General features: G+C 73.0%; 20 protein-coding genes. 10 read left to right on the top strand and 10 right to left on the bottom strand.

Annotated elements, in window-relative coordinates; translation table 11 throughout:
* The first annotated feature begins 2 nt into the window (after nt 1–2).
* Nucleotides 3–1,454, top strand: a complete 1,452-nt coding sequence (locus tag OG898_RS11085) for an alkyl/aryl-sulfatase (RefSeq protein ID WP_266956513.1) — start codon at nt 3–5, stop codon at nt 1,452–1,454.
* Nucleotides 1,455–1,467: 13 nt separating this feature from the next.
* Here OG898_RS11085 and OG898_RS11080 read toward each other — a convergent pair whose 3' ends face one another.
* Together OG898_RS11080 and OG898_RS11075 are read right to left on the bottom strand one after the other, a co-directional pair.
* Nucleotides 1,468–1,971 (bottom strand): hypothetical protein, encoded by a 504-nt coding sequence (locus OG898_RS11080; RefSeq protein WP_250750114.1) that lies wholly within the window; start codon nt 1,969–1,971, stop codon nt 1,468–1,470.
* 131 nt (nt 1,972–2,102) lie between these two features.
* Nucleotides 2,103–2,288 carry a hypothetical protein gene (locus OG898_RS11075; protein ID WP_266956510.1) on the bottom strand — a complete coding sequence of 62 codons (186 nt, stop codon included), beginning with the start codon at nt 2,286–2,288 and terminating at the stop codon, nt 2,103–2,105.
* A gap of 209 nt (nt 2,289–2,497) precedes the next feature.
* Between OG898_RS11075 and OG898_RS11070 the strand changes: the two genes are divergently transcribed.
* The 3 genes from OG898_RS11070 to OG898_RS11060 all read left to right on the top strand — a co-directional run bounded on the left by OG898_RS11070 (nt 2,498) and on the right by OG898_RS11060 (nt 5,449).
* Nucleotides 2,498–3,103 carry a TetR/AcrR family transcriptional regulator C-terminal domain-containing protein gene (locus tag OG898_RS11070; RefSeq protein ID WP_266956508.1) on the top strand — a complete coding sequence of 202 codons (606 nt, stop codon included), beginning with the start codon at nt 2,498–2,500 and terminating at the stop codon, nt 3,101–3,103.
* An 86-nt stretch (nt 3,104–3,189) separates the two neighbouring features.
* Nucleotides 3,190–4,458, top strand: coding sequence for an NAD(P)/FAD-dependent oxidoreductase (locus OG898_RS11065; protein ID WP_266956506.1), 1,269 nt, complete (start codon nt 3,190–3,192; stop codon nt 4,456–4,458).
* Between the two features lie 4 nt (nt 4,459–4,462).
* Complete coding sequence (locus tag OG898_RS11060) at nt 4,463–5,449, top strand: sigma-70 family RNA polymerase sigma factor (RefSeq protein WP_266956504.1); 987 nt, start codon at nt 4,463–4,465, stop codon at nt 5,447–5,449.
* Nucleotides 5,450–5,483: 34 nt separating this feature from the next.
* On the opposite strand, the gene OG898_RS11055 is transcribed toward OG898_RS11060, so the two are convergent.
* The 5 genes from OG898_RS11055 to OG898_RS11035 form a co-directional block, all read right to left on the bottom strand.
* Nucleotides 5,484–6,962, bottom strand: coding sequence for a hypothetical protein (locus OG898_RS11055; protein WP_266956502.1), 1,479 nt, complete (start codon nt 6,960–6,962; stop codon nt 5,484–5,486).
* A 26-nt stretch (nt 6,963–6,988) separates the two neighbouring features.
* Nucleotides 6,989–7,918, bottom strand: coding sequence for a hypothetical protein (locus OG898_RS11050; RefSeq protein ID WP_266956500.1), 930 nt, complete (start codon nt 7,916–7,918; stop codon nt 6,989–6,991).
* Nucleotides 7,919–8,148: 230 nt separating this feature from the next.
* Nucleotides 8,149–8,424: a hypothetical protein gene (locus OG898_RS11045; RefSeq protein WP_250750105.1), complete on the bottom strand. Its 276-nt coding sequence runs from the start codon at nt 8,422–8,424 to the stop codon at nt 8,149–8,151.
* Nucleotides 8,425–8,486: 62 nt separating this feature from the next.
* Nucleotides 8,487–9,077 (bottom strand): DUF5994 family protein, encoded by a 591-nt coding sequence (locus OG898_RS11040; RefSeq protein WP_250750103.1) that lies wholly within the window; start codon nt 9,075–9,077, stop codon nt 8,487–8,489.
* A 116-nt stretch (nt 9,078–9,193) separates the two neighbouring features.
* Nucleotides 9,194–9,418 carry a hypothetical protein gene (locus OG898_RS11035; protein WP_250750102.1) on the bottom strand — a complete coding sequence of 75 codons (225 nt, stop codon included), beginning with the start codon at nt 9,416–9,418 and terminating at the stop codon, nt 9,194–9,196.
* Nucleotides 9,419–9,484: 66 nt separating this feature from the next.
* Between OG898_RS11035 and OG898_RS11030 the strand changes: the two genes are divergently transcribed.
* Nucleotides 9,485–10,666, top strand: coding sequence for a serine/threonine-protein kinase (locus OG898_RS11030; protein WP_266956497.1), 1,182 nt, complete (start codon nt 9,485–9,487; stop codon nt 10,664–10,666).
* A 158-nt stretch (nt 10,667–10,824) separates the two neighbouring features.
* Here OG898_RS11030 and OG898_RS11025 read toward each other — a convergent pair whose 3' ends face one another.
* Nucleotides 10,825–11,253: a DUF6223 family protein gene (locus OG898_RS11025; RefSeq protein WP_250750100.1), complete on the bottom strand. Its 429-nt coding sequence runs from the start codon at nt 11,251–11,253 to the stop codon at nt 10,825–10,827.
* Between the two features lie 195 nt (nt 11,254–11,448).
* Between OG898_RS11025 and OG898_RS11020 the strand changes: the two genes are divergently transcribed.
* The 3 genes from OG898_RS11020 to OG898_RS11010 all read left to right on the top strand — a co-directional run bounded on the left by OG898_RS11020 (nt 11,449) and on the right by OG898_RS11010 (nt 14,276).
* Nucleotides 11,449–12,576, top strand: a complete 1,128-nt coding sequence (locus tag OG898_RS11020; RefSeq protein ID WP_250750098.1) for a sensor histidine kinase — start codon at nt 11,449–11,451, stop codon at nt 12,574–12,576.
* Entirely contained in the window at nt 12,573–13,250 is a 678-nt protein-coding gene (locus tag OG898_RS11015; RefSeq protein ID WP_250750096.1) for a response regulator transcription factor, read from the top strand. Before OG898_RS11020 ends, OG898_RS11015 begins: the two co-directional genes overlap by 4 nt.
* Nucleotides 13,251–13,451: 201 nt before the next feature.
* Nucleotides 13,452–14,276, top strand: a complete 825-nt coding sequence (locus OG898_RS11010) for a sulfite exporter TauE/SafE family protein (RefSeq protein ID WP_266956493.1) — start codon at nt 13,452–13,454, stop codon at nt 14,274–14,276.
* Nucleotides 14,277–14,317: 41 nt separating this feature from the next.
* Here OG898_RS11010 and OG898_RS11005 read toward each other — a convergent pair whose 3' ends face one another.
* Nucleotides 14,318–15,820 carry a helix-turn-helix transcriptional regulator gene (locus tag OG898_RS11005; protein WP_266956491.1) on the bottom strand — a complete coding sequence of 501 codons (1,503 nt, stop codon included), beginning with the start codon at nt 15,818–15,820 and terminating at the stop codon, nt 14,318–14,320.
* A 343-nt stretch (nt 15,821–16,163) separates the two neighbouring features.
* Between OG898_RS11005 and OG898_RS11000 the strand changes: the two genes are divergently transcribed.
* Nucleotides 16,164–16,883, top strand: coding sequence for a DUF4232 domain-containing protein (locus tag OG898_RS11000; RefSeq protein ID WP_266956489.1), 720 nt, complete (start codon nt 16,164–16,166; stop codon nt 16,881–16,883).
* 216 nt (nt 16,884–17,099) lie between these two features.
* Here OG898_RS11000 and OG898_RS10995 read toward each other — a convergent pair whose 3' ends face one another.
* Nucleotides 17,100–17,609 carry a carboxylesterase family protein gene (locus tag OG898_RS10995; protein WP_250750087.1) on the bottom strand — a complete coding sequence of 170 codons (510 nt, stop codon included), beginning with the start codon at nt 17,607–17,609 and terminating at the stop codon, nt 17,100–17,102.
* Between the two features lie 131 nt (nt 17,610–17,740).
* On the opposite strand from OG898_RS10995, the gene OG898_RS10990 reads away from it, so the two are divergent.
* Nucleotides 17,741–18,028: a hypothetical protein gene (locus OG898_RS10990; protein WP_266956485.1), complete on the top strand. Its 288-nt coding sequence runs from the start codon at nt 17,741–17,743 to the stop codon at nt 18,026–18,028.
* The last annotated feature ends 317 nt before the right edge of the window (nt 18,029–18,345 follow it).

The raw sequence follows: 18,345 nt of genomic DNA, 5'->3' as shown, positions 1-18,345 counted from the left end.
AGATGGCCAGCCTCCCCTTGGAGACCCTCCCGTTTGACGACGTGACCGACTTCGAGAACGCCGACCGCGGATTCATCGGCGCGCTCGTGCCCGGCGTGGTCGAGGGCGCCGAAGGCCGCACCGTGTGGGACAGCGACGCGTACGCGTTCCTGAAGGCCGACTGCCCCGACACCGCGAACCCCAGCCTGTGGCGGCAGGCGCAGCTCGCCTCCAAACAGGGCCTCTACGAGGTCACCGACGGCATCTACCAGGTCCGGGGCCTCGACCTCTCGAACATGACCCTCGTCGAGGGCGAGCGCGGGGTCGTCGTCATCGACCCGCTCATCTCCGCCGAGACCGCCGCCGCCGCGCTGGGGCTGTACCGCGAGCACCGCGGGGACCGCCCGGTCACCGGCCTGATCTACACGCACTCGCACGGCGACCACTTCGGCGGCGCCCGCGGCGTGCTCCCGCGCGGCACCGAGGAAGGCGTGCCGATCCTCGCCCCGGCCGGCTTCCTGGAGCAGATCGAGTACTTCGGTGACGGCTACGACGTGGCCTTCGCCTCCCACCACTGGCCCACCTGGGGCCGGGAGAACGTCGTCACCTTCCTCTCCGCCCAGCGCGACCTGTACGCGTACATGCACGACCAGACCCTGCGCCTGCTCAACGACGGCCTGACGGGACCGGAGATCGCCGAGGAACTGCAGCTGCCGCCCGCCCTGGAGAACTCCTGGCACGCGCGCGGCTATTACGGCTCGCTCTCCCACAACGTCAAGGCGATCTGCCAGCGTTACCTCGGCTGGTTCAACGGCAACGTCGCGACCCTCTGGGAGCACCCGCCGGTCGAACTCGCCCGGCGCTACGTCGACTCGATGGGCGGCGCCGACCAGACCCTGGCCAAGGCCCGCGCCTACGCCGACTCCGGCGACCTCCGCTTCGCGGCCACCCTGCTCAACCACCTGGTCTTCGCCGAGCCGGGCCGTACGGACGCCAAGGAGGCCCTCGCCGGGGTCTACGACACGCTCGGCCACGGCGCGGAGAACGGCCCCTGGCGCAACTTCTACCTCACCTCCGCCATGGAACTGCGCCACGGCGAGAACGCGGCCCTGCTCGACACGGCCAACCCCGAGATGGCGACGGCCCTGACCACCGACATGCTCATCGACTCGATCGCCGTCCGGATCGACGGCCCCCGGGCCTGGGACGAGGACCTCACCATCGACCTCGTCCTCACCGACGAGGGCAGCCACCACCGCCTCACCCTCCACAACGGCGCCCTCACCCACCGCACCGTCACCGATCCCCGCACCCCGGCGGTCCTGACCCTCACCCTCACCAAGCCCCAACTCCTGGCCGTCCTCGCGGGCCGGGCCCCGGACAGCATCTCCACCGCGGGATCCCCGGCCCTCCTCAGCCGCCTGTTCTCCTACGTGACCAAGGCCGACGCGGCGTTCCCGATCGTCACGCCTTGAGGTCCTGAGCTCGTCAGGCCGCGCGGCACAGGTCCGAGGCCGTGGGCACCGTGCGGTGGGTACGGACGGTGTGCACGGCGGACGCGGCCTTCGAGCGGTGCTGTGCGAAGACGACGAGGCGCAGCACCGCGAACCGCGCGACGCCGGCGAGCGCGGAGGCGGACAGGTAGACGACCTGTTCGCGCACGGCACCGGGCGAGGCGTCGAGCTGCCGCAGGACGAGCACCGCCGCGCAGGTCACCCCGTACGCGGCGGCCGCGGATCCGGCCGACTGCGCGTGCTGGCGCCAGGTCGCCCGTCCGCCGGCGCCGAAGGTGAAGCGGGCGTGCAGTTCGGTGGCGAGGAGCGTGGAGCCCGCGGTGATCAGGGCGTTGGCCAGGACCCAGGGGATCCAGGAGGCGAGGCCCGCGACGGCGAAGCTGGAGGCCACTCCCACCCCTCCGCCGCAGACCACGAAGCGGGTGAAGGCGGTGAGGGCGCCGGTGGCGGTCCGCTTCCCGCTCTGCACTGTCTCCATGATCCGACCCCTCCGATGGTGACTCCGTGGACGCGTGGGCCATGGCCGCACGCCAGCGAGCTGTGCCGTAGTGGTGCCATGATGGCACATATATGGCACCACTGCTAGGCATTGATGGCGCCACCCACTCCTCAGGCGAAGGCGGCGACGGTCAGGGCCAGCGCGGAACCGGCGAAGACCACGGCGTGGCGGACGTTCTGCAGGACCCGGGTCCAGGAGGGGAACGCGCCCTCGGCGGCCTTGAGGAAGGCGGGGACGTCGACGCGCAGCAGCTCGGGGTCGCCCTTGCGGCGAAACGCCGCCTGTACGGACTTCACGGCGCCGAGCTGGCTCTGCAGGATCAGGACGTTCGCGAGGAGTGCGAGCGTGGAGAAGATCCAGGTCAGGGTGGTGCCGAGCGGATTGCCGGCCAGGTTGAGGGCGGCGGCGGCGAGGCTCGCGGCGGCGAAGGAGCCCGGAGCCCACCACTCGTGGCCACTGGCGTCGAAGCGAACTGCTCGACGCCGAAGGCCTGGAAGGCCTCAACATGCGCGCCCTGGGCAAGCGGCTGAACTCGGCCGCCACCGCCGTCTACTGGCACGTCAAGAACAAGGACGACCTGCTCACCCTCGCCGGCGACCAGGTGTGGGACGAGGTCCGGCTGCCCGACCTCGACGCGGTCGACTGGCGCGCCGCCGCCACCGCCATGGCCGGTGACCTGTACGGGATGTTCACCCGTCACCCCTGGCTGGTGCAGGCCTTCGCGACCCACCTCTTCCACGGCGTCGGCAAGGCCCGCCACGACGACCACACCCTCGCCGTCTACGAGAAGGCCGGCTTCGGCGGCCCCCAGGCGGACCGGGCCGCCGCCTCCGTCTTCACGTACGTCCTCGGCAACGCGGCCCCGGCCGCCGCCACCGCCTCCCTCACCCGCCGGATCGAACGCGAGGGCGGCGATGCCGAGGCGGTCCTCGGCGCCGTCGTGCAGCAGGCGACCGAGGCCGCCTCGCAGTTCCCCCGGCTGCGGGACCGGATCGGGTCGGTCTCCGGCCCCGACTACGCCGAGGCCCCGGACGACACCTTCGACTTCGGCCTCCAGGCGCTGCTGGACGGCCTGGCGGCCCGGATCCCCGGAGCCCCCACCGGCCTGTGACCCACGTCACGTGAGGTTCCTGTCAGGAATCGCTGCGCTGTCCCGCTCAAGTCACCGAGAGCCCAGCGAACCGACAGGAGCGTCACATGAAGCACCGCATCGTCGTCCTCGGTGCCGGCTACGCCGGGGCCTACGCGGCCGGGAACCTGGCCCGTCGGCTGTCCCCGGCGGACACCGAGATCACCGTGGTCAACGCCGAGCCGGACTTCGTCGAGCGGCTGCGGCTGCACGAGCTCGCGGCAGGCCGGGAGATCGTCAGCCGGAAGCTCGCCGACGTGTTCGCGGGCACGGGCATCCGGCTGCACCTGGCGCGCGTCACCGCCGTCGACCCGGAGCGCCAGGCCGTCACCGTGACCCCCGCCGACGGCGGCACCGACGCCGGAGCCGACGGGCTCGGCTACGAGCTCGGCTACGACACCCTGCTCTACGCGCTCGGCAGCCACGGCGACGACCGCGGTGTCCCCGGCGTGGCCGACCACGCCTTCGACGTCTCCGCCCGGCCCTCGGCCCTGCGCCTGCGCGCGCGCCTGGACGGCCTCGGGGAGGGCGGCACCGTCGTGGTCGTCGGCGACGGGCTGACCGGCATCGAGACCGCCACCGAGATCGCCGAATCCCGGCCCGGCCTGTCGGTGACGCTGGTCGCCCGCGGAGAGCTGGGCGACCGGCTCTCCGCCGGAGCCCGCAGCCACCTGCGCCGGGCCTGCGACCGGCTGGGCATCACCGTCGTGGAACACACCGCCGTCGAAGCCGTCGAAGCGACCGGGATCCGGTGCGCCGACGGCACCGCCCTGCGGTCCGACGCGACGGTGTGGACCGCCGGGTTCGCGGTCGCCCCCCTCGCCGCCGCCGCCGGGCTGGAGGTCACCGCCGACGGACGGATCCTCGTCGACCGCACCATGCGCTCGCTCTCGCACCCGAACGTCTACGCCGCCGGTGACAGCGTCCACACCCTCGGCGAGAACGGCCTGCCGCTGCCGATGTCCTGCGCCTCGGCCGGTTTCACCGCGATGCAGGCCGTGAAGGCCATCATGGGGACCCTGACCGGCAGCGGGACCGGAACCGTCAAGCTGGCCTACCCGGGCAACCACATCAGCCTCGGGCGCCGGGACGGGATCCTGCAGCTGGTCGACGGCGCGGCGCAGGCGAAGCCGGCGTACACGGGCGGCCGGAAGGCGGCGCGGATCAAGGCGGCCATCCTCGCGATGTCGCTGTGGACCACCTCGCACCCGACCTTCGGCCTGCCCGTGCGCCGTCGCCACACGGTCCCCGCGCCGGACCGGTCCACCGGGCACGCGGTCCCGTACGCGCCGGACGCCCCCGCCGGCACGGCCGTCGCCCAGCCGCGCCTAGGGTGACCCCGTGGACAGCACCGCAACCGACGGCTTCGGCTCCGACCGGCTCGGGGCCGACCCGTTCGACACCGACCGGTTCGAGGCCTCCCGGAACCGGCTGGCCTCGCTGGCCTACCGCCTGCTGGGCTCCGCCGCCGACGCCCAGGACGCCGTGCAGGACGCCTTCTTGCACTGGCAGGCCGCCGACCGGCAGCAGATCAGGGTGCCGGAGGCATGGCTGACCAAGGTCGTCACCAACCTGTGCCTCGACCGGCTCCGCTCGGCGCAGGCCCGCCGCGAACGCAGCGCCGGCGCCTGGTTCCCCGAACTGCTCCTCGACGGCGACCCGATGCTCGGCCCGGCCGACACCTTCGAGCAGCGCGAATCGGTCTCCCTGGCCGTGCTGACCGTCATGGAGCGCCTGACACCCGTCGAGCGGGCCGTCTACATCCTGCGCGAAGCGTTCTCCTACGGCCACGCGGAGATCGCCGAGATCCTCGCCATCTCGGAGTCCGCGAGTCAGCAGCACCTGCACCGTGCCCGGACCCGCGTCACCGCCACCCGCCGCCGCGGCGGAGGTGAGGTCGACCCCGCCGCGGCGCGCAGGATCGTGGAAGAGTTCCTGACCGCCGCCACCTCGGGCCGCACCGACCGGCTGGTGGCCCTGCTCACCGACGACGTGATCGCCCTCTCCGACGGCAACGGCCTGGCCAGGAAGCTGCTGCGGTACGACACCCCGCGGCGGGTCGCCACCGTCCTGCGGGGCGGTTTCACCTCCACCCCCGCGAAGCAGCGGCTCGCCGGCGGTGCGCTCGCCCTCCACTACGCGGTCGTCAACGCCGCCCCCGCCCTCCTCTTCGTCCTCGGCGACCAGGTCGTGGGCGCCGTGGCGTTCGAGGTCACCGAGGACAAGATCGCAGCCGTACGCGGCATCGCCGCCCCGGCCCGCCTCCTCCGGCTCGCCGGAGCCTGGCGGCAGCACGAACCGGACGCGGCGCTCGTCACCGACTGGTGACGAGCCCGGGTGCACCGGGGCATCCGGCGGTATCTCACCGCCAGTTGGGGTCCAGCGTGAGCGAGGTCGACGCGTCGAGCATCCACGCGTCGAACTCCTCCTGCGTCCCGTAGACCGGCTGTCCGCCGAACTGCCGCGTAAGTTCCGCGAGTTCCGCGAGGGCCAGAGCGGGACGCTTCCCGGCCAGCGCGGACTGCACGCGGCCGAACCGGGGGAGCACCTCCCGGGCCACATAGGCGTTGCGCTCCCGGGCCAGCCGCTCCGTCGCACGGCGCAAGGCGTCGGCCACCAGGACCGCCGTGGCGGCCTCCTGTTCCAGGAGCCGGACCCGGGCTTCCGCCGCGGCATCCGCACGGGCCGCGACGACGGCGATCTGGAGACCCTGGACGAGGATGCCGGCAGCCACCTGACCCACGACCCCTCCCACCAGCGCGCCCACGACGGGCACGGGCAGGAGCGTCTGGCCGACGACACCGCAGCCCCAGGCGAGGCCGGTGGAAACGGCCGCGGTCGACGCGCTCGCGGCGAACTGCCGCGGGTTGATCTTGCCCCGCGCGAGGTCCAGCCCGGCCTCCGCCACGGCGAACGCGGCCTGCGCGGTGGCCCCGGGGAGCGACCCGCCCCCCAGCGCGGCGGGCAGGACACCCGCGGCGGCGGAGATCCGGACGGCTTCGCCGAGCGCGGCCAGCCCGCCGGAGCGGGCGGCCCCACCGACGGCCGACCCGACCGCCGTGAAGGCGGCGACGGAGGCCGAGGTCTCACCCGCCCGCACACGGGCCGTCTCGCGCACGGCCGCACTCACCCCGGCGGCGATCCCGCCCAGCACGGCCGCGGACTTGGCGGCACCCGCCAGCTGCTGCGCCCCGGCGCGCGCGGACTGCCGGTCCGCCCACCCGCGCGGGTCGCGCGCCGCCCGGTGCGCTTCGTCGAGCGTGACGCCCTCGCTGCGTACGCCGTCCCGTTCGAGGTGGTCGGTCACATGGGCGCGGACGTCCTGGTAGTTCTCGTACCGGAGCCCCTCCGCGGGCATGGTGAGCCGCTTGTCCAGGAGGTTCTCCACGGCCGCCAGCCGGTCGGAGGCCACCAGGCGCTGCATGCCGTCGTAGTGCGGCCGGGCCAACTGCTCGGCCGTGGTGGACGCTCGTCGGTAGAGCTTCGCCTGCGCCTGCCCCACGAGACGGCCCGCGTCGAGGAGGTTCAGGTCGGCCGGGTCGGTCTGCGAACCGCCCGGGGCCCACTCGGTGACGACGGCGCGCAGCGAAGAGCCCTTGTCCACGGCGGACAGGTTGAAGGACAGCGCGTGCATCACCTCGAAGAGGTGCCCGGCGCGCTGCTCGTTGCCGATGTTCACGTAGCGGGTGGCCAGGGCCTGCGCCGTCTTCCTGGTCCGCAGCGTCTCCAGGGTGGCGAGGGCCAGCCGCCGGGTCGCCAGATCGGCCACCGCCCAGGCGGCGGCATCGACCCCACCGGGCAGCGCCCGCCCCGGCACCGGCTGCGCCTGAGCGTCGTGCACTTCCTGCTCATGCACCTCCCGCCCGCTCACGCGGCGGTCACGAGGGCTCCGAGCCGGGCACGGCTGTCCTTCACCACGCGCTCCGACAGGTCGGTGACATCGCCGTTCTCGTCGGTGAGCGGAGTCGCCATGACGGCGGCCATGACACCGGCCAGCCCGACGAGAACGGCCACCTCGGCCCGCTGCCCGGGCGTGTAGGCGTCGTAGTCCTCCTGCTCCTCCACCAGGGCCCGGAAGGAGGGCAGCCGGCGCCTGATCTCCTTGCGGAGCCCGTTCAGCAGCTGCCGTACCTGCCGGCTGCGCTTGCCCGAGGCCGCGCCGCGCGCTTCCTGGATACGGAGTTCAGCGGCGGCCTTCTTGAGTTCGGCGGCCTCGACACGCGCCGCACGCAGGTCCTTGCGGCCCTTCCACTCGAAGAAGCCGCCCGCCGCCAGCAGGACCGGCAGGGCCACGATGCCCGTGAGCACCGCCGTACCGGCGGCCACCCCGCCGCCGCCCGCCGCCAGCGAGCCGCCGCCCAGCCAGGCGAGCGTGGCGCTCGTCGCGGCCGCTCCGGACAGGGTGGAGATGGCCGTTCCCGTGGACGCGGCGGCGAACGCCCCCACCGCGGCGAACGTCCCCGCGGCCGCACCGGCCCCCACGGCGACACCGCCCGCCACGGTGAGGACCCCGGCCACCGCGTCCCCTTGGATGCGGCGCACTTCCACGTCCACCAGCTCCGCCACCGCGGGCTCGGCGAGGGCCGCCAGCTCGGGCAGATCCACGTTCTTCAGCCGGGAGAACACCTCGGCGAACGGTACGAGCGCCTTGCCGTAAGCCCTGCGCCGCGCCCGCTCCTGCGCCTTCGCCTCGGCCAGGAGGCCTTCCCTGAGCGCCTCCTGGCGCTGGATCAGCCGCTTGCGCCGCTTGTCGTTCTTCTTCTCAAGCCCCATGGCGTCGAAGAACGCTATGCCCACTGAGCTGCCCCCGTCTTGCGCGTACGGAATCCACCCGCGATCCCGGATCCCCCTGATCCGCACCATTTTGCAAGAAGTTTTCGGCTCCGGCAGCCGTTCTCGTCCTCCGCCACAGGTCCACAACGAGCCTGCAGGCACGGCCTGTTGGTTACCGAGGCGTACGACTTGCCGCCCCCGGGCCGTCTCCGGTCAGCAGACCTGTCGACGTCGGTGTCGTACCGCCGGCGCTCTCACGTCTCGTCGGAGTGGGCGCCGGCGCCGACCGGGGCCCTGCTGGCGGCCATCCAGGTGCGGGTGGGGCCGGCGGGTGTCGCCGTGTCCACGGTGAGGTGGAGCCGGGTGCCGCCGTCGCGACCGGGGTAACTGCGCTGTTCGGCGCCGGCGAAGCAGCCGCGGAGGGCTTCTGCGACCGCTCGGGCGGCTTCGGGCGTGTGCGCGATGATCCGGACCTCGGCGCTCGTGGGCGAGGGCAGCGAGGGCGGTGTCTGGGGCTCGATGTACTTCACGTGGGTCTGTTCCTTCGTAGGGGGCGGAGGATCCGCCGGGTGGGCTCGACGACTGGTGGAGCTCACCTCCAGCCGTTGCCCGGCAACGGCAGGGTGCGCCGGTCGAGCCGCATCCCGACGGGGGACATGCAGGCTCCGCCTTCGCTCTCCCAGCCGGATTCCTCGCGCCGGGTGTCGCGGATGCCGCGCCCGATGGCGGCCTCGTTGGCCATCAGCATCCGCGGGCCGAGGACGCTGCCGGGGATCGCGGCGGCGGCCATCAGCCGGGCCGCGGCGGCCGGCTCGGACTCGGGCGGGACGACGAGGAGGTCCCAGCGGCCGACGGTGTAGGAGAGCAGGATCAGGGTGTCGGGGTCCTGTTCGGTGAACCAGCCCACGTGCAGCGTCTGCTGCCCGGCCACGGGAATCGTGCGCGGGACGACGGGCCAGCGGGTGGGGTTGACCGTGACGCGGGTGATGCGCCCCCAGGGCTCAGCCAGGGCGGCGGCCAGCGCGGGGAGCTCGGTCGCGAGATCGCGGGAACGGGGCCACCAGGCACCGTCCAGCCGGCCCGCGAGAGCGGTCTGCGGGGTGAGGCACAGCCGTGCCGGGCCGAGGGGCGCACGCACCTGGGGCTCGGCACGGGAAACGGTCGTGGTCAGGGTCGTGGCCATGTCGCGGACCCGTCCCCGGAACGTTCGAGAACGGTCCGGTGCAGTGATCGCCGGAAACGACGTCCGCAGCGGAGCAGGCGTGCGAAATACTCCCGGTCCCTCCACGGTACTCCGGGTCAGAGCGTCTCGTCGTACAGGTCCTCTTCGCGCAGCAGGTCGTCCTCGCGGCGGCGCGAGGTGTCCTCCCGTCCCTGCTTCTGCCCCTGCTTCTGCTCCTGTTTCCGTCCCTGCTCGCGGGACGCCCTGCCCGGCTGGGGGTGCGCGGGGTCTCCGGGGCGATGGTGCTCCTGCGGCTCGCGGGCCCGGTCCGGTTCCTTGCGCTTGTCCTGCATACCGCCCATGACGGCCACTCCTCGTGTCGTGTGAGGTACGGAGCCCCGTAGGCACTCGGTGTCCGCGACTACGGGATGCTTCCATTCTGGGCGGTACATCCGGATCGCCGCACCCGGAGGGCATTCCCCCGCAGGGCGCTGACCGGCCCCGGATACGATCTCAACTCCGTGATCATCAAGGGGGAATTGAATGGCGACCGCCGACCAAGCCGTGCTGAGTCCACTGGGGCCGAACGATCCGCAGGAGATCGCCGGATAGCGGCTGCTCGCGCGGATCGGCGAAGGCGGAATGGGGTCGGTCTACCTCTCCCGGACCAGGGACAACCAGCCGGTCGCGCTGAAGGTCATCCGGCGCGAGTTCGCCCAGGAGCAGGACTTCCGTGCCCGCTTCGAGCACGCTGCACCGCACAGGCCCTGCAATCCGTGCACGCCGCGTCGGTGATCCACCGCGACCTGAAACCCAGCAACATCCTGCTGAGCTCGAACGGCCCCTGGGTGATCGACTTCGGCATAGCGCGCGCCACCGACGCCACCCAGCTCACGCGCAGCGGTGGGTTCATCGGGACACCGCAGTACATGTCGCCCGAGCACGCGCTGGGCCGGGAGGTCACTCCCGCAACCGACATCTTCGCGCTGGGACTGATCGCCGCGGTCGTGGCCACGGGGCGCCACCCGTACGGCGAAGGCGCAGGCATCTCGATCGCCGCGTCGATCGCCAACACCCCGCAGCAGGCGCCGGACCTGAGCGGATACCCGGACCTGCTAAGGCCGTTGCTGGAGCGCTGCCTGGCCGCCGATGCGTCCCGGCGGCCCGGCCCTGCCGAGCTGGCCGAGTGGTGCCAGGGGGCGGCGGGCCGCCCCCTGCGCGACTTCAAGGACTGGCTGCCCGCCGGTCTCACGGCGGAGATCGCGCGCCGGGAGCAGCTCGCGCAGACGGCCCCGCAGACGGCCCCCCAGACCGCTCAGCAGACGGCCCCGCAGACCCCGCCGCCGCCCTCGTACCAGCCGACGTACGTGCCGACGCAGGCGTCCGGGCCGGTCGGCCGTCCGGCGCAGGGGACACCAACCCCCCAGGCGTCGCTGTACGGCGCCGCCACAGCCACCGCTCCCGCTCCGGCCCCCTCCCCGTACGCCCACCCTTCCCCCTCCCCCTTCCCCACTCCCACTCCCGTTCCCCGATCCCGGACAAGCTGGGCAGCGACGCCCTCACCGGAGCGGACAGCACCATCGTCCGGGGCGACCTGCTCTGCACGGTGACGTCGAAGGGCAACCTCGCGATGGTGAAGATCGTCGGCGTCGAGGCCTCGACCAGCAAGCAGTACGACATCCCGACCTACCTCACCGAAGTGACGCTCTGGAAGCCGCAGTCGTAGCGGCCGGATCGGGGGTGTCGTCCGGCCAGCGGCACGCCCCGGTCACCGGGTGCGGTGGGAACGGGTCAGCGCCCGACCGCCCAGGGCCGTCCCGGCCAGCCCGAGCAGCAGGGCCACGTAGGCGCCGCCCAGCCCGTTGCCGGTGCCGAGTCCACCGTCGGCGGTGGCCGCGACCAGCCCGCCGAGGGCCATGGCGATCAGCCCGGCGACCACGGCCGCCTTGGCCCCGAGCGACCCGTTGGCGACGCCGAGACGACCGGCGGGTCGTCGCAGCGCCAGTACGACGATGACCACGGCGGCCAGCCCCAGCAGCCCGCCGGTGGTCGCGCCGAGCCGGCCGAGGCCGAAGTCGGTGACACCGGCGGCGATCGAAACCGGCTGGACGGAGGCGTGTGCTGCCGCAGGTGTGGCAAGACCGAGCCCGGCGGGCAGGGCGGTCGCGGAGGCGGCGAACAGGCGGCGAACGGACATCGAAATGCTCCTTCTCTTCCCACGACTGGATGTGGTTCGAGCATGTCCGGCGGCCCCCGGCAGGTCGTCCGGCAGACGCAGACACTTCGCGCTACCACGGACGCGGCAGGTGCCGCCCGGCTACTGCGCACGTGGTAGCCGCCCCTCGTCCGCGCGCGGGATTCGCCCGCGGCGGCCCCGGGCTACGGTGCGCACATGGGCAAAGGACGGTTCCGCGTACGGGCCGGAGTCAGGGACTGGCTGATCGCCGTGGGCGTGGCGGCGGCGCTGCTGGTCACCGGTCTGTCTGGGCAGCACTCCGCCACGGGCCCCGGCCTGCTCGGCTACCTGCTGTTGGCCGTCGGCGGCCTGGCGCTGGCCGCGGGCCGCCGGGCTCCGGTCGCCGTCCTCGCCGTCACCGGGCTCTGCGCGGTGGGCTACCAGGCGGCCGGCTTCGACGTGGCCGCCGTCGCGTTCCTCTTCGCGGTGTACGCGGCCATGCGGGCGGGACACCGCACCGTCACGGTGGCGGTGAGCGTGGCCGTGCTCGCGGCGCTCCCCCTCGCGGCCCTCGCCTCGGGCCTGCACGACACGGGCGAGGCGTTCGCCCAGGCCCGGGGCGCCCTTCAGATCGCCTGGCTCATCGCCGCAGGCGCCGCCGGCGAAGCCCTCCGCCAAGCCGAACGGCGGGCCGACGAAGCCGAGCGCACCCGGGAGGAGACCGCGCGGCGCCGGGCCGACGAGGAACGGCTGCACATCGCGCGCGAGCTGCACGACTCGCTCACCCATCAGATCTCGGTGATCAAGGTGCAGTCCGAAGCCGCCGTCCACGTGGCCCGCAAGCGCGGCGAAGAGGTACCGGAAGCCCTCCTGGCCATCCGGGAAGCCGGCCGCGAGGCGTCCCGCGAACTCCGCGCCACCCTGGAGGCCCTGCGCGACGACGACACCACCCCGCCGCACGGCCTCGATCACATCCCCGAGCTGGTGGAACGGGCCGGCAAGACCGGTCTGCGGGCGACCCTGACGATCGAGGGGCAACGGCACGGGATACCCGCCGCGGTGGGCCGTACCGTCTACCGGATCGTCCAGGAATCCCTCACCAACATCGCCCGCCACGCGGACGCCACCACGGCATCGGTCCGCATCGACTACCACCCGGACGCCGTCGCCCTCCAGATCGACGACGACGGCACGGCCACGCCGGACTCCGTCCCGCTGCCCGGCATCGGGCTGCTCGGGATGCGCGAACGCGTCACCGCCCTCGGCGGACGGCTCCTGGCCGCACCGCGCCGCGAAGGCGGGTTCACCGTCCGGGCCGAACTCCCCGTGGAACGAGCATCGTGATCCGTGTCCTGCTGGTCGACGACCAGGCGCTCATCCGCAGCGGATTCCGCGCGTTCCTCGACCTGGAGGACGACATCGAGGTCGTGGCCGAAGCAGCCGACGGGCAGGAGGGCCTGGAGCTCGCCCGGGCGCACCTGCCCGACGTCGCCCTCATCGACATTCAGATGCCGGTACTCGACGGCATCGAGACGACCCGGCGCATCGCGGCCGACCCGGCGCTGACCGGCGTCCACGTCGTCATGCTCACCAACTACGGCTTCGACGAGTACGTCTTCGACGCCCTGTCCGCAGGCGCCGCCGGATTCCTCGTCAAGGACATCGCGCCGGAGGACTTCCTGCACGCCGTACGCGTGGCCGCGCGCGGCGACGCCCTCCTCGCACCCTCGATCACCCGCAAACTGATCAACCGGTACGTCACCCAGCCGCTCCCCACCGACACGGCCACCGTGCTGGACGGTCTGACCGGCCGCGAACGCGAAGCAGTCGTCCTGGTCGCGCACGGCCTGTCCAACGACGAGATCGCGGCCCGCATGGTGATCAGCCCGCTGACCGCGAAGACCCACGTCAACCGGGCCATGACCAAACTGCACGCCCGCGACCGCGCCCAGCTCGTGATCCTCGCCTACGAATCCGGCCTGGTGGCCCCGCGCAGCTCGCCGCCCCGCGTCCGGTAGGCGCGCCGCGGGGCTCGCAGGGCTCGTTAGGGCTCGTACGGGCGGTGAAGTACGAGGTCAGGGCCTGGGACGGATCGCAGCTGCCGCCTCCGGGACCTGGTGCGATCGTCCACTGGGTCCGTCCTCACGGGTCCGTCAGACTGCCCGCATGACTGCTGACACCGACCATGCGGTTGCCGCCCCGACGCGCGGAGTCGGCGCGTGATCGATGTGGCTGCGGACGAAAACCTCGTGGCATCCGCACGGCTGCGATCGGCGCCGCTGGTCGTCGGCGCCGGTGCGTTGGTGGGTGTGCTGGGCGGGATGATCGGACTGGGGGGCGCTGAGTTCCGCCTCCCGCTCCTGATCGGGATGTTCGGCTTCGCGGCGCTGTCGGCGGTCATCCTGAACAAGGCGATGAGCTTGGTCGTCGTGGTCACCGCCCTGCCTGCCCGGCTCGCCGCGGTCTCGTTCGGCGACCTGGGCGCGCACTGGACCGTCGCGGCCAACCTCCTGGCCGGCAGCCTGCTCGGCGCCTGGGCGGGAGCATCGTGGGCGGTGAAGATGCGCTCCGCGACCCTCTACAAGGTCCTCGCGATCCTCATGGCGGGCATGGCCGCCGCCCTCGTCGTCACCCACACCACCGGTGTCGGACCACTCGGCCTTCCGGGGCCGGTGCAGGTGGCGGCCGGTGTGGTGGCCGGGTTCGGCATCGGCGTGGTCGCGGCCATCATGGGCGTCGCGGGCGGCGAGCTCCTGATCCCCACGATCGTGCTGCTGTACGGGGCCGACATCAAGCTGGCGGGCAGCCTGTCCCTGCTGGTGTCGCTGCCCACGATGCTCGTCGCCTTCGCCCGCTACAGCCGCGACGGCAGCTTCGCCGTCCTCGGCGCGAACCTCCGCTTCGCCGCCCTCATGGCCGCGGGCTCGATCGCGGGCGCACTCCTGGGCGGGCTCCTCCTCGGGGTGGTCCCCGACCTGCTCCTCATCCCCGGCCTTGCGATCGTCCTGCTGCTCTCGGCGGTCAAGGTCGCCCGCCACGAGTAGCCGCGGCCCGACCGACAAGGAGGGGCGCCGGCCGGGGCATCTCAGTCCTCGTACAGCAGCCAGGCGTTCTTGTTCTCGTTGTACCAGTAGCCGTGGCCGGCGTTCAGGGCGACCGTGCGGAACGGGCGGCCATGGTCGTCGATGCGGGTGGTGCCCCGGCGGTCGCCACTGCTCCAGGCCAGCTCCAGGTACCAGCTGACGTCCTTGCCGAGCGTGGCGGCGTCGACGTTCAGCACCTGGGGGTCGGTGGCGGAGACCTTGTACGGGAAGTCGGTCGAGGCGGTCGTCCGCTCGCCCTCCTTGCCGGGTACGGGCCTGGCCCTCGGGGAGGCGTCGTCCAGGTCGACGGCGAAGGACGCGGGTACCAGCGCGCCGCCGCAACCGGAGCCCATGGTGTACGCGTTCCAGCCGGGAGCCTTGCGGCCGCTCACGACATGGACGTACAGCGCGTGCAGGACGGCGGCCTTGCCCTCGGTGCCCTGGACGGTCAGCTGCATGCGCAGGTGCCCCGCCGGTACGGCGTCCAGCGCCCGGGCCCACCCGTCGGTCGCCTGCCCGGCGGGGGGCGGGGGGACCGTGCCGGGTGCCTTGTCCAGGGCGAACCACTGGTCGCAGGGGCTGTCCCAGTTGTCGGGCAGGACGTTGACCGTGAACGGGGCGGTGGGGGAGGCCCCCTCCTTGGAGTCGGCCGGCGAGGCGGACACGGACGCTGCCGAGGGGGACGACGGTCCGGGGCTGGACGGGGGTGCGGAATCGGCTGCGGGCGTCGGTGACGACGATCCGCCGGACGACCCGCCGGACGGCGCGGCCGGGCCCCCCGCCGCCTGCTCGCGCGAGGACGACTGGACGGCGGCGCCGTGGCGCGTGTCCCCTTGACCCGTCCCTCCCATGGCGGAGACGGCGGCGGCGGTCCCCGCCACCGCGGCGGTGGCCACGGCGGCCGCAACGGCGAGCAGCAGCCGAGGACGCCGGGCCCCCGGTCCGGAGGCGCGGGCGGGGCCGGGCCGGACCAGGTCGGCGGGGGCCTCCGCCGCGGGTGCAGGCGCGGGATCGGCGAGAGGAGCCGGGGCGGACCCGGACTCGGACCCGGACCCGGCTGCGGACATCGGGGCCGGCGCGGGGTCGCCGCTCTCCACCTGCGGCCGGACATCCGAAGCCTCCGAAACCTCCGAAGCCTCCCCAGCCACCCCCGTCACCACCGCCGATGCAGGCGGCACCTCCGGCGCGGCGTCACCGCCCTGCGGCACCGCGGAGTCCGCCTCTCCCGACCCCGAGACCTGCCCCTCCGGCACTCCCCGCCGCCGCTCCACCAGCGCCAGCAGCCACTGCTGGTGCAGCGCGAGCAGCTCGTCGGCCGAGGCACCGCAGACGCGGGCGAACCGCTCCACCGGGGCGTACTCCGTGGGCACGGCCGCGCCGCTGCAATAGCGGTGCAGCGTCGAGTTGCTGGAGTGCAGACGCTTCGCGAGCGTGCCGTAGCTGCGCCCCGAGCGCTCCTTGAATCCGCGCATCAGCTCCGCGAACCGTTCCGTCTCCGTGGCCATTCCACCCTCCCCCTCATCCCGGAAGCACGTTCCAGGCTCACCCGATCGCCCAGGTGAGAGGGGTCGGGAGCGTTCCAGGGTTTCTACTATCCCGCTCCAGACGCCACTGGGACAAAACCCGCCCCACAGTTGCGTCATCAGCCCGTCGGTCCGCCGATCGGATCGACGGGCGGATTCGAGGTCGCAACGGGGAGGGCCCCCACCCGCCCCACCGACCGCCCCTCGGCCGCCTGCGAAAGCAGCCGACCGGAACAGCAGCCCCACCCAACGTCTCGTCAGCCGAGAAGCGCAAGCCTCCGCCTGACACCGACACCCACACCGACACCCACACGGAGAGTTCCCCATGCGCACCTACCGACTCCGCACCACCGCCCTGGCCACCGTCACCGCCGGCCTCGCTCTGGCCCTGACCGCCTGCGGCGGCTCGGACAGCGCCGGCGGGCCGACCGGGAACCCCGCCGCGACCAACAGCGCGGACAAGCCGGCCTCGACCGGGACCGTGACGCCGTCCGGGGAGGGCGCCTCCGCCGCCCCGTCCGCCGGCCAGGCCACGGGAAACGGCACGGCCACCGTCACCCCGGCGAAGGCCGGTTCGGGCGGCAAGGGCGCGGGGGCCAACACCGGTGACTCCTACGCGTACACCCACCCCTGCTCGGCCCGCAATCTGACCGTCAAGGTCACCTCCCCGACGGGCGCCCCGGCCACCGTCCGCGTCATCACCGTGACCAACAACGGTTCCACCTCCTGCGGTCTGGACTACTTCCCGACCGTCGGCTTCAGCGCCAAGGGCAGCGCGCTCGGTCTCCAGGCCACTGCCCCCGGTGGACTGGGCGGCGCCCCGGCGTACCCGGTGCGCCCCGGCGCCACCGCGTACGCGGCCGTGAACCTCAACCCGTCGGGTGGCAACGGCCCCGTGGCCGACGAGATCAACATCCTGGCGGACAAGGAGCACATGCCGAACGCGGACGGCGTCAGCCTCCAGCTGGCCAAGCCGGGCAGCGTCGCCAACCCGAAGGTCGGCCTGTACCGCACCACCGCCCGCGACGCCCTGAACGCCTTCTGAACGCACCTCCGGGGGCCCCGGCCCCCGGCCCGCCCCACGGGCTGCACCGCGGGGCGGGCTGACCCGTCCCGGACGAGAAAACGAACGCGGACCAGCTCAGCGCATCCGTCGTGGTGCATGAGGTCCCGTACGGCGAACTCGAAGCCATCGTGGTGGAGGCCGCCGAGGTGATCGACGGCCTCCCGGGCACCTCGGTCGGCGGGACGGCGCTTGGCGTCAGCGGAGGTTCTTCCAGAACGCATGGTTGTGGTCCTTGGTGAACTCCGTGGGCCTCCACGGCCCCGAGGCCAGCGACTGCACGTAGCCGCCGCTGCGGAAGCTCGGCCAATCCGTCTTCCCGGACTCCGCGAAGTCCACCCAGGTGTCCGTCATTCGCTTGGCGAGGCGTTCCTGCTTCCCTGTCAGCTTCTCGAACAGGGGCAGCTCGAGGTCGAAGAGGTAGGACAGCTCCGACATGTGCGAGGCACGGAGCTCGAAGCTGAGCTCCAGGTCGCCTGCCCATGAGGGCGTCTCGCGCTCGCTGAACTCGAACATCCGGGTCGGAGTCCACCGCGACAGGAGCCGGGCGGTGTCCAGCGTCGGAACCGACCAGGTGCGGTCGGTCAGGACCGTTGCCAGGGCCTCGCCGGTGGAGCTGAAGCGGCTCAGCGGGTAGCGGGCCAGTACCGCGTCGGCCTGGGCGCCGAACTCCTTGCGGATTTCGAGCTCGTACGCCTCGGCCGGCATGGGATCGCCCGTCAGCTCCTGGCCGAGGATCCGGCCGCGCTCTGCACGATCGCGCGGTCGAACAGTCCGGCCGACTTCGGCGAGGCGAGGTGGCCGCAGACGCTGTACCCCCGCAACATCAGGCTGCCGCCGTGGATCCACGCGATCACCGGACGCTTGCCGGTGCGCTGTGCGCCGACGGCTCCTCCCGGGCGCACTTCGAGCGCATCTGGGAGAGCTTGATCGAGCAGTTCGGCGCACCCCCCGACCTCTGGCTGGCCACGGTGGAGCTGTTCATGCAGGCTCAGCGGCAGCCGGAGCTGCGCGTCGCGCTGGCCGGGGGCACCACCCAGGGCCGGCGAGGGTCGATCAGGGTGGGCCGAACAGGCCGGGCGTATCGAATCGCGGCCGTGCCAGCGGTGTTGAGCCAGCTCGTGTAGATTGACAATCTGTTGAATCAGCGGGGGCTGAGGTACGGCTGGGGTCGGCGTGCATGGTGCGCTGCCCTGTGCCAGGGACGTTCAGCAGGATCGGTGCGGGGAGATGGACGTGTGAGTGCCTGCGACGGGGATCACCACACGGCGGACCTCATCTTCTGACGCCGTTCTCAAGGCAGTGCCCCACACAGGTGGCCCGGCCGGCCAATCGTCGGCCCGCCTCCTGTCTTCCACGCGCCGGTCCCGCGATCACCTCGGTCGGGGCCGCGCGTTCGCCGCCGTCCGTTTTCCTGAGAGCCGCCGGTATCCCGCGGCCCACC

The sequence above is a fragment of the Streptomyces sp. NBC_00193 genome (assembly GCF_026342735.1).
GTDB classification, from domain to species: Bacteria; Actinomycetota; Actinomycetes; order Streptomycetales; family Streptomycetaceae; genus Streptomyces; species Streptomyces stoeckheimensis.
This window is presented reverse-complemented; position numbering and strand designations above follow the sequence as displayed.

Excerpts from the sequence above, each read along its gene's own strand:
- OG898_RS11085 (WP_266956513.1), top strand. The coding sequence starts at position 3 with ATGGCCAGCCTCCCCTTGGAGACCCTCCCGTTTGACGACGTGACCGAC.
- OG898_RS11080 (WP_250750114.1), bottom strand. The coding sequence starts at position 1,971 with ATGGAGACAGTGCAGAGCGGGAAGCGGACCGCCACCGGCGCCCTCACC.
- OG898_RS11070 (WP_266956508.1), top strand. The coding sequence starts at position 2,498 with ATGCGCGCCCTGGGCAAGCGGCTGAACTCGGCCGCCACCGCCGTCTAC.
- OG898_RS11065 (WP_266956506.1), top strand. The coding sequence starts at position 3,190 with ATGAAGCACCGCATCGTCGTCCTCGGTGCCGGCTACGCCGGGGCCTAC.
- OG898_RS11040 (WP_250750103.1), bottom strand. The coding sequence starts at position 9,077 with ATGGCCACGACCCTGACCACGACCGTTTCCCGTGCCGAGCCCCAGGTG.
- OG898_RS11035 (WP_250750102.1), bottom strand. The coding sequence starts at position 9,418 with ATGGGCGGTATGCAGGACAAGCGCAAGGAACCGGACCGGGCCCGCGAG.
- OG898_RS11030 (WP_266956497.1), top strand. The coding sequence starts at position 9,485 with ATGCTTCCATTCTGGGCGGTACATCCGGATCGCCGCACCCGGAGGGCA.
- OG898_RS11025 (WP_250750100.1), bottom strand. The coding sequence starts at position 11,253 with ATGTCCGTTCGCCGCCTGTTCGCCGCCTCCGCGACCGCCCTGCCCGCC.
- OG898_RS11020 (WP_250750098.1), top strand. The coding sequence starts at position 11,449 with ATGGGCAAAGGACGGTTCCGCGTACGGGCCGGAGTCAGGGACTGGCTG.
- OG898_RS11005 (WP_266956491.1), bottom strand. The coding sequence starts at position 15,820 with ATGGCCACGGAGACGGAACGGTTCGCGGAGCTGATGCGCGGATTCAAG.
- OG898_RS11000 (WP_266956489.1), top strand. The coding sequence starts at position 16,164 with ATGCGCACCTACCGACTCCGCACCACCGCCCTGGCCACCGTCACCGCC.
- OG898_RS10995 (WP_250750087.1), bottom strand. The coding sequence starts at position 17,609 with ATGCCGGCCGAGGCGTACGAGCTCGAAATCCGCAAGGAGTTCGGCGCC.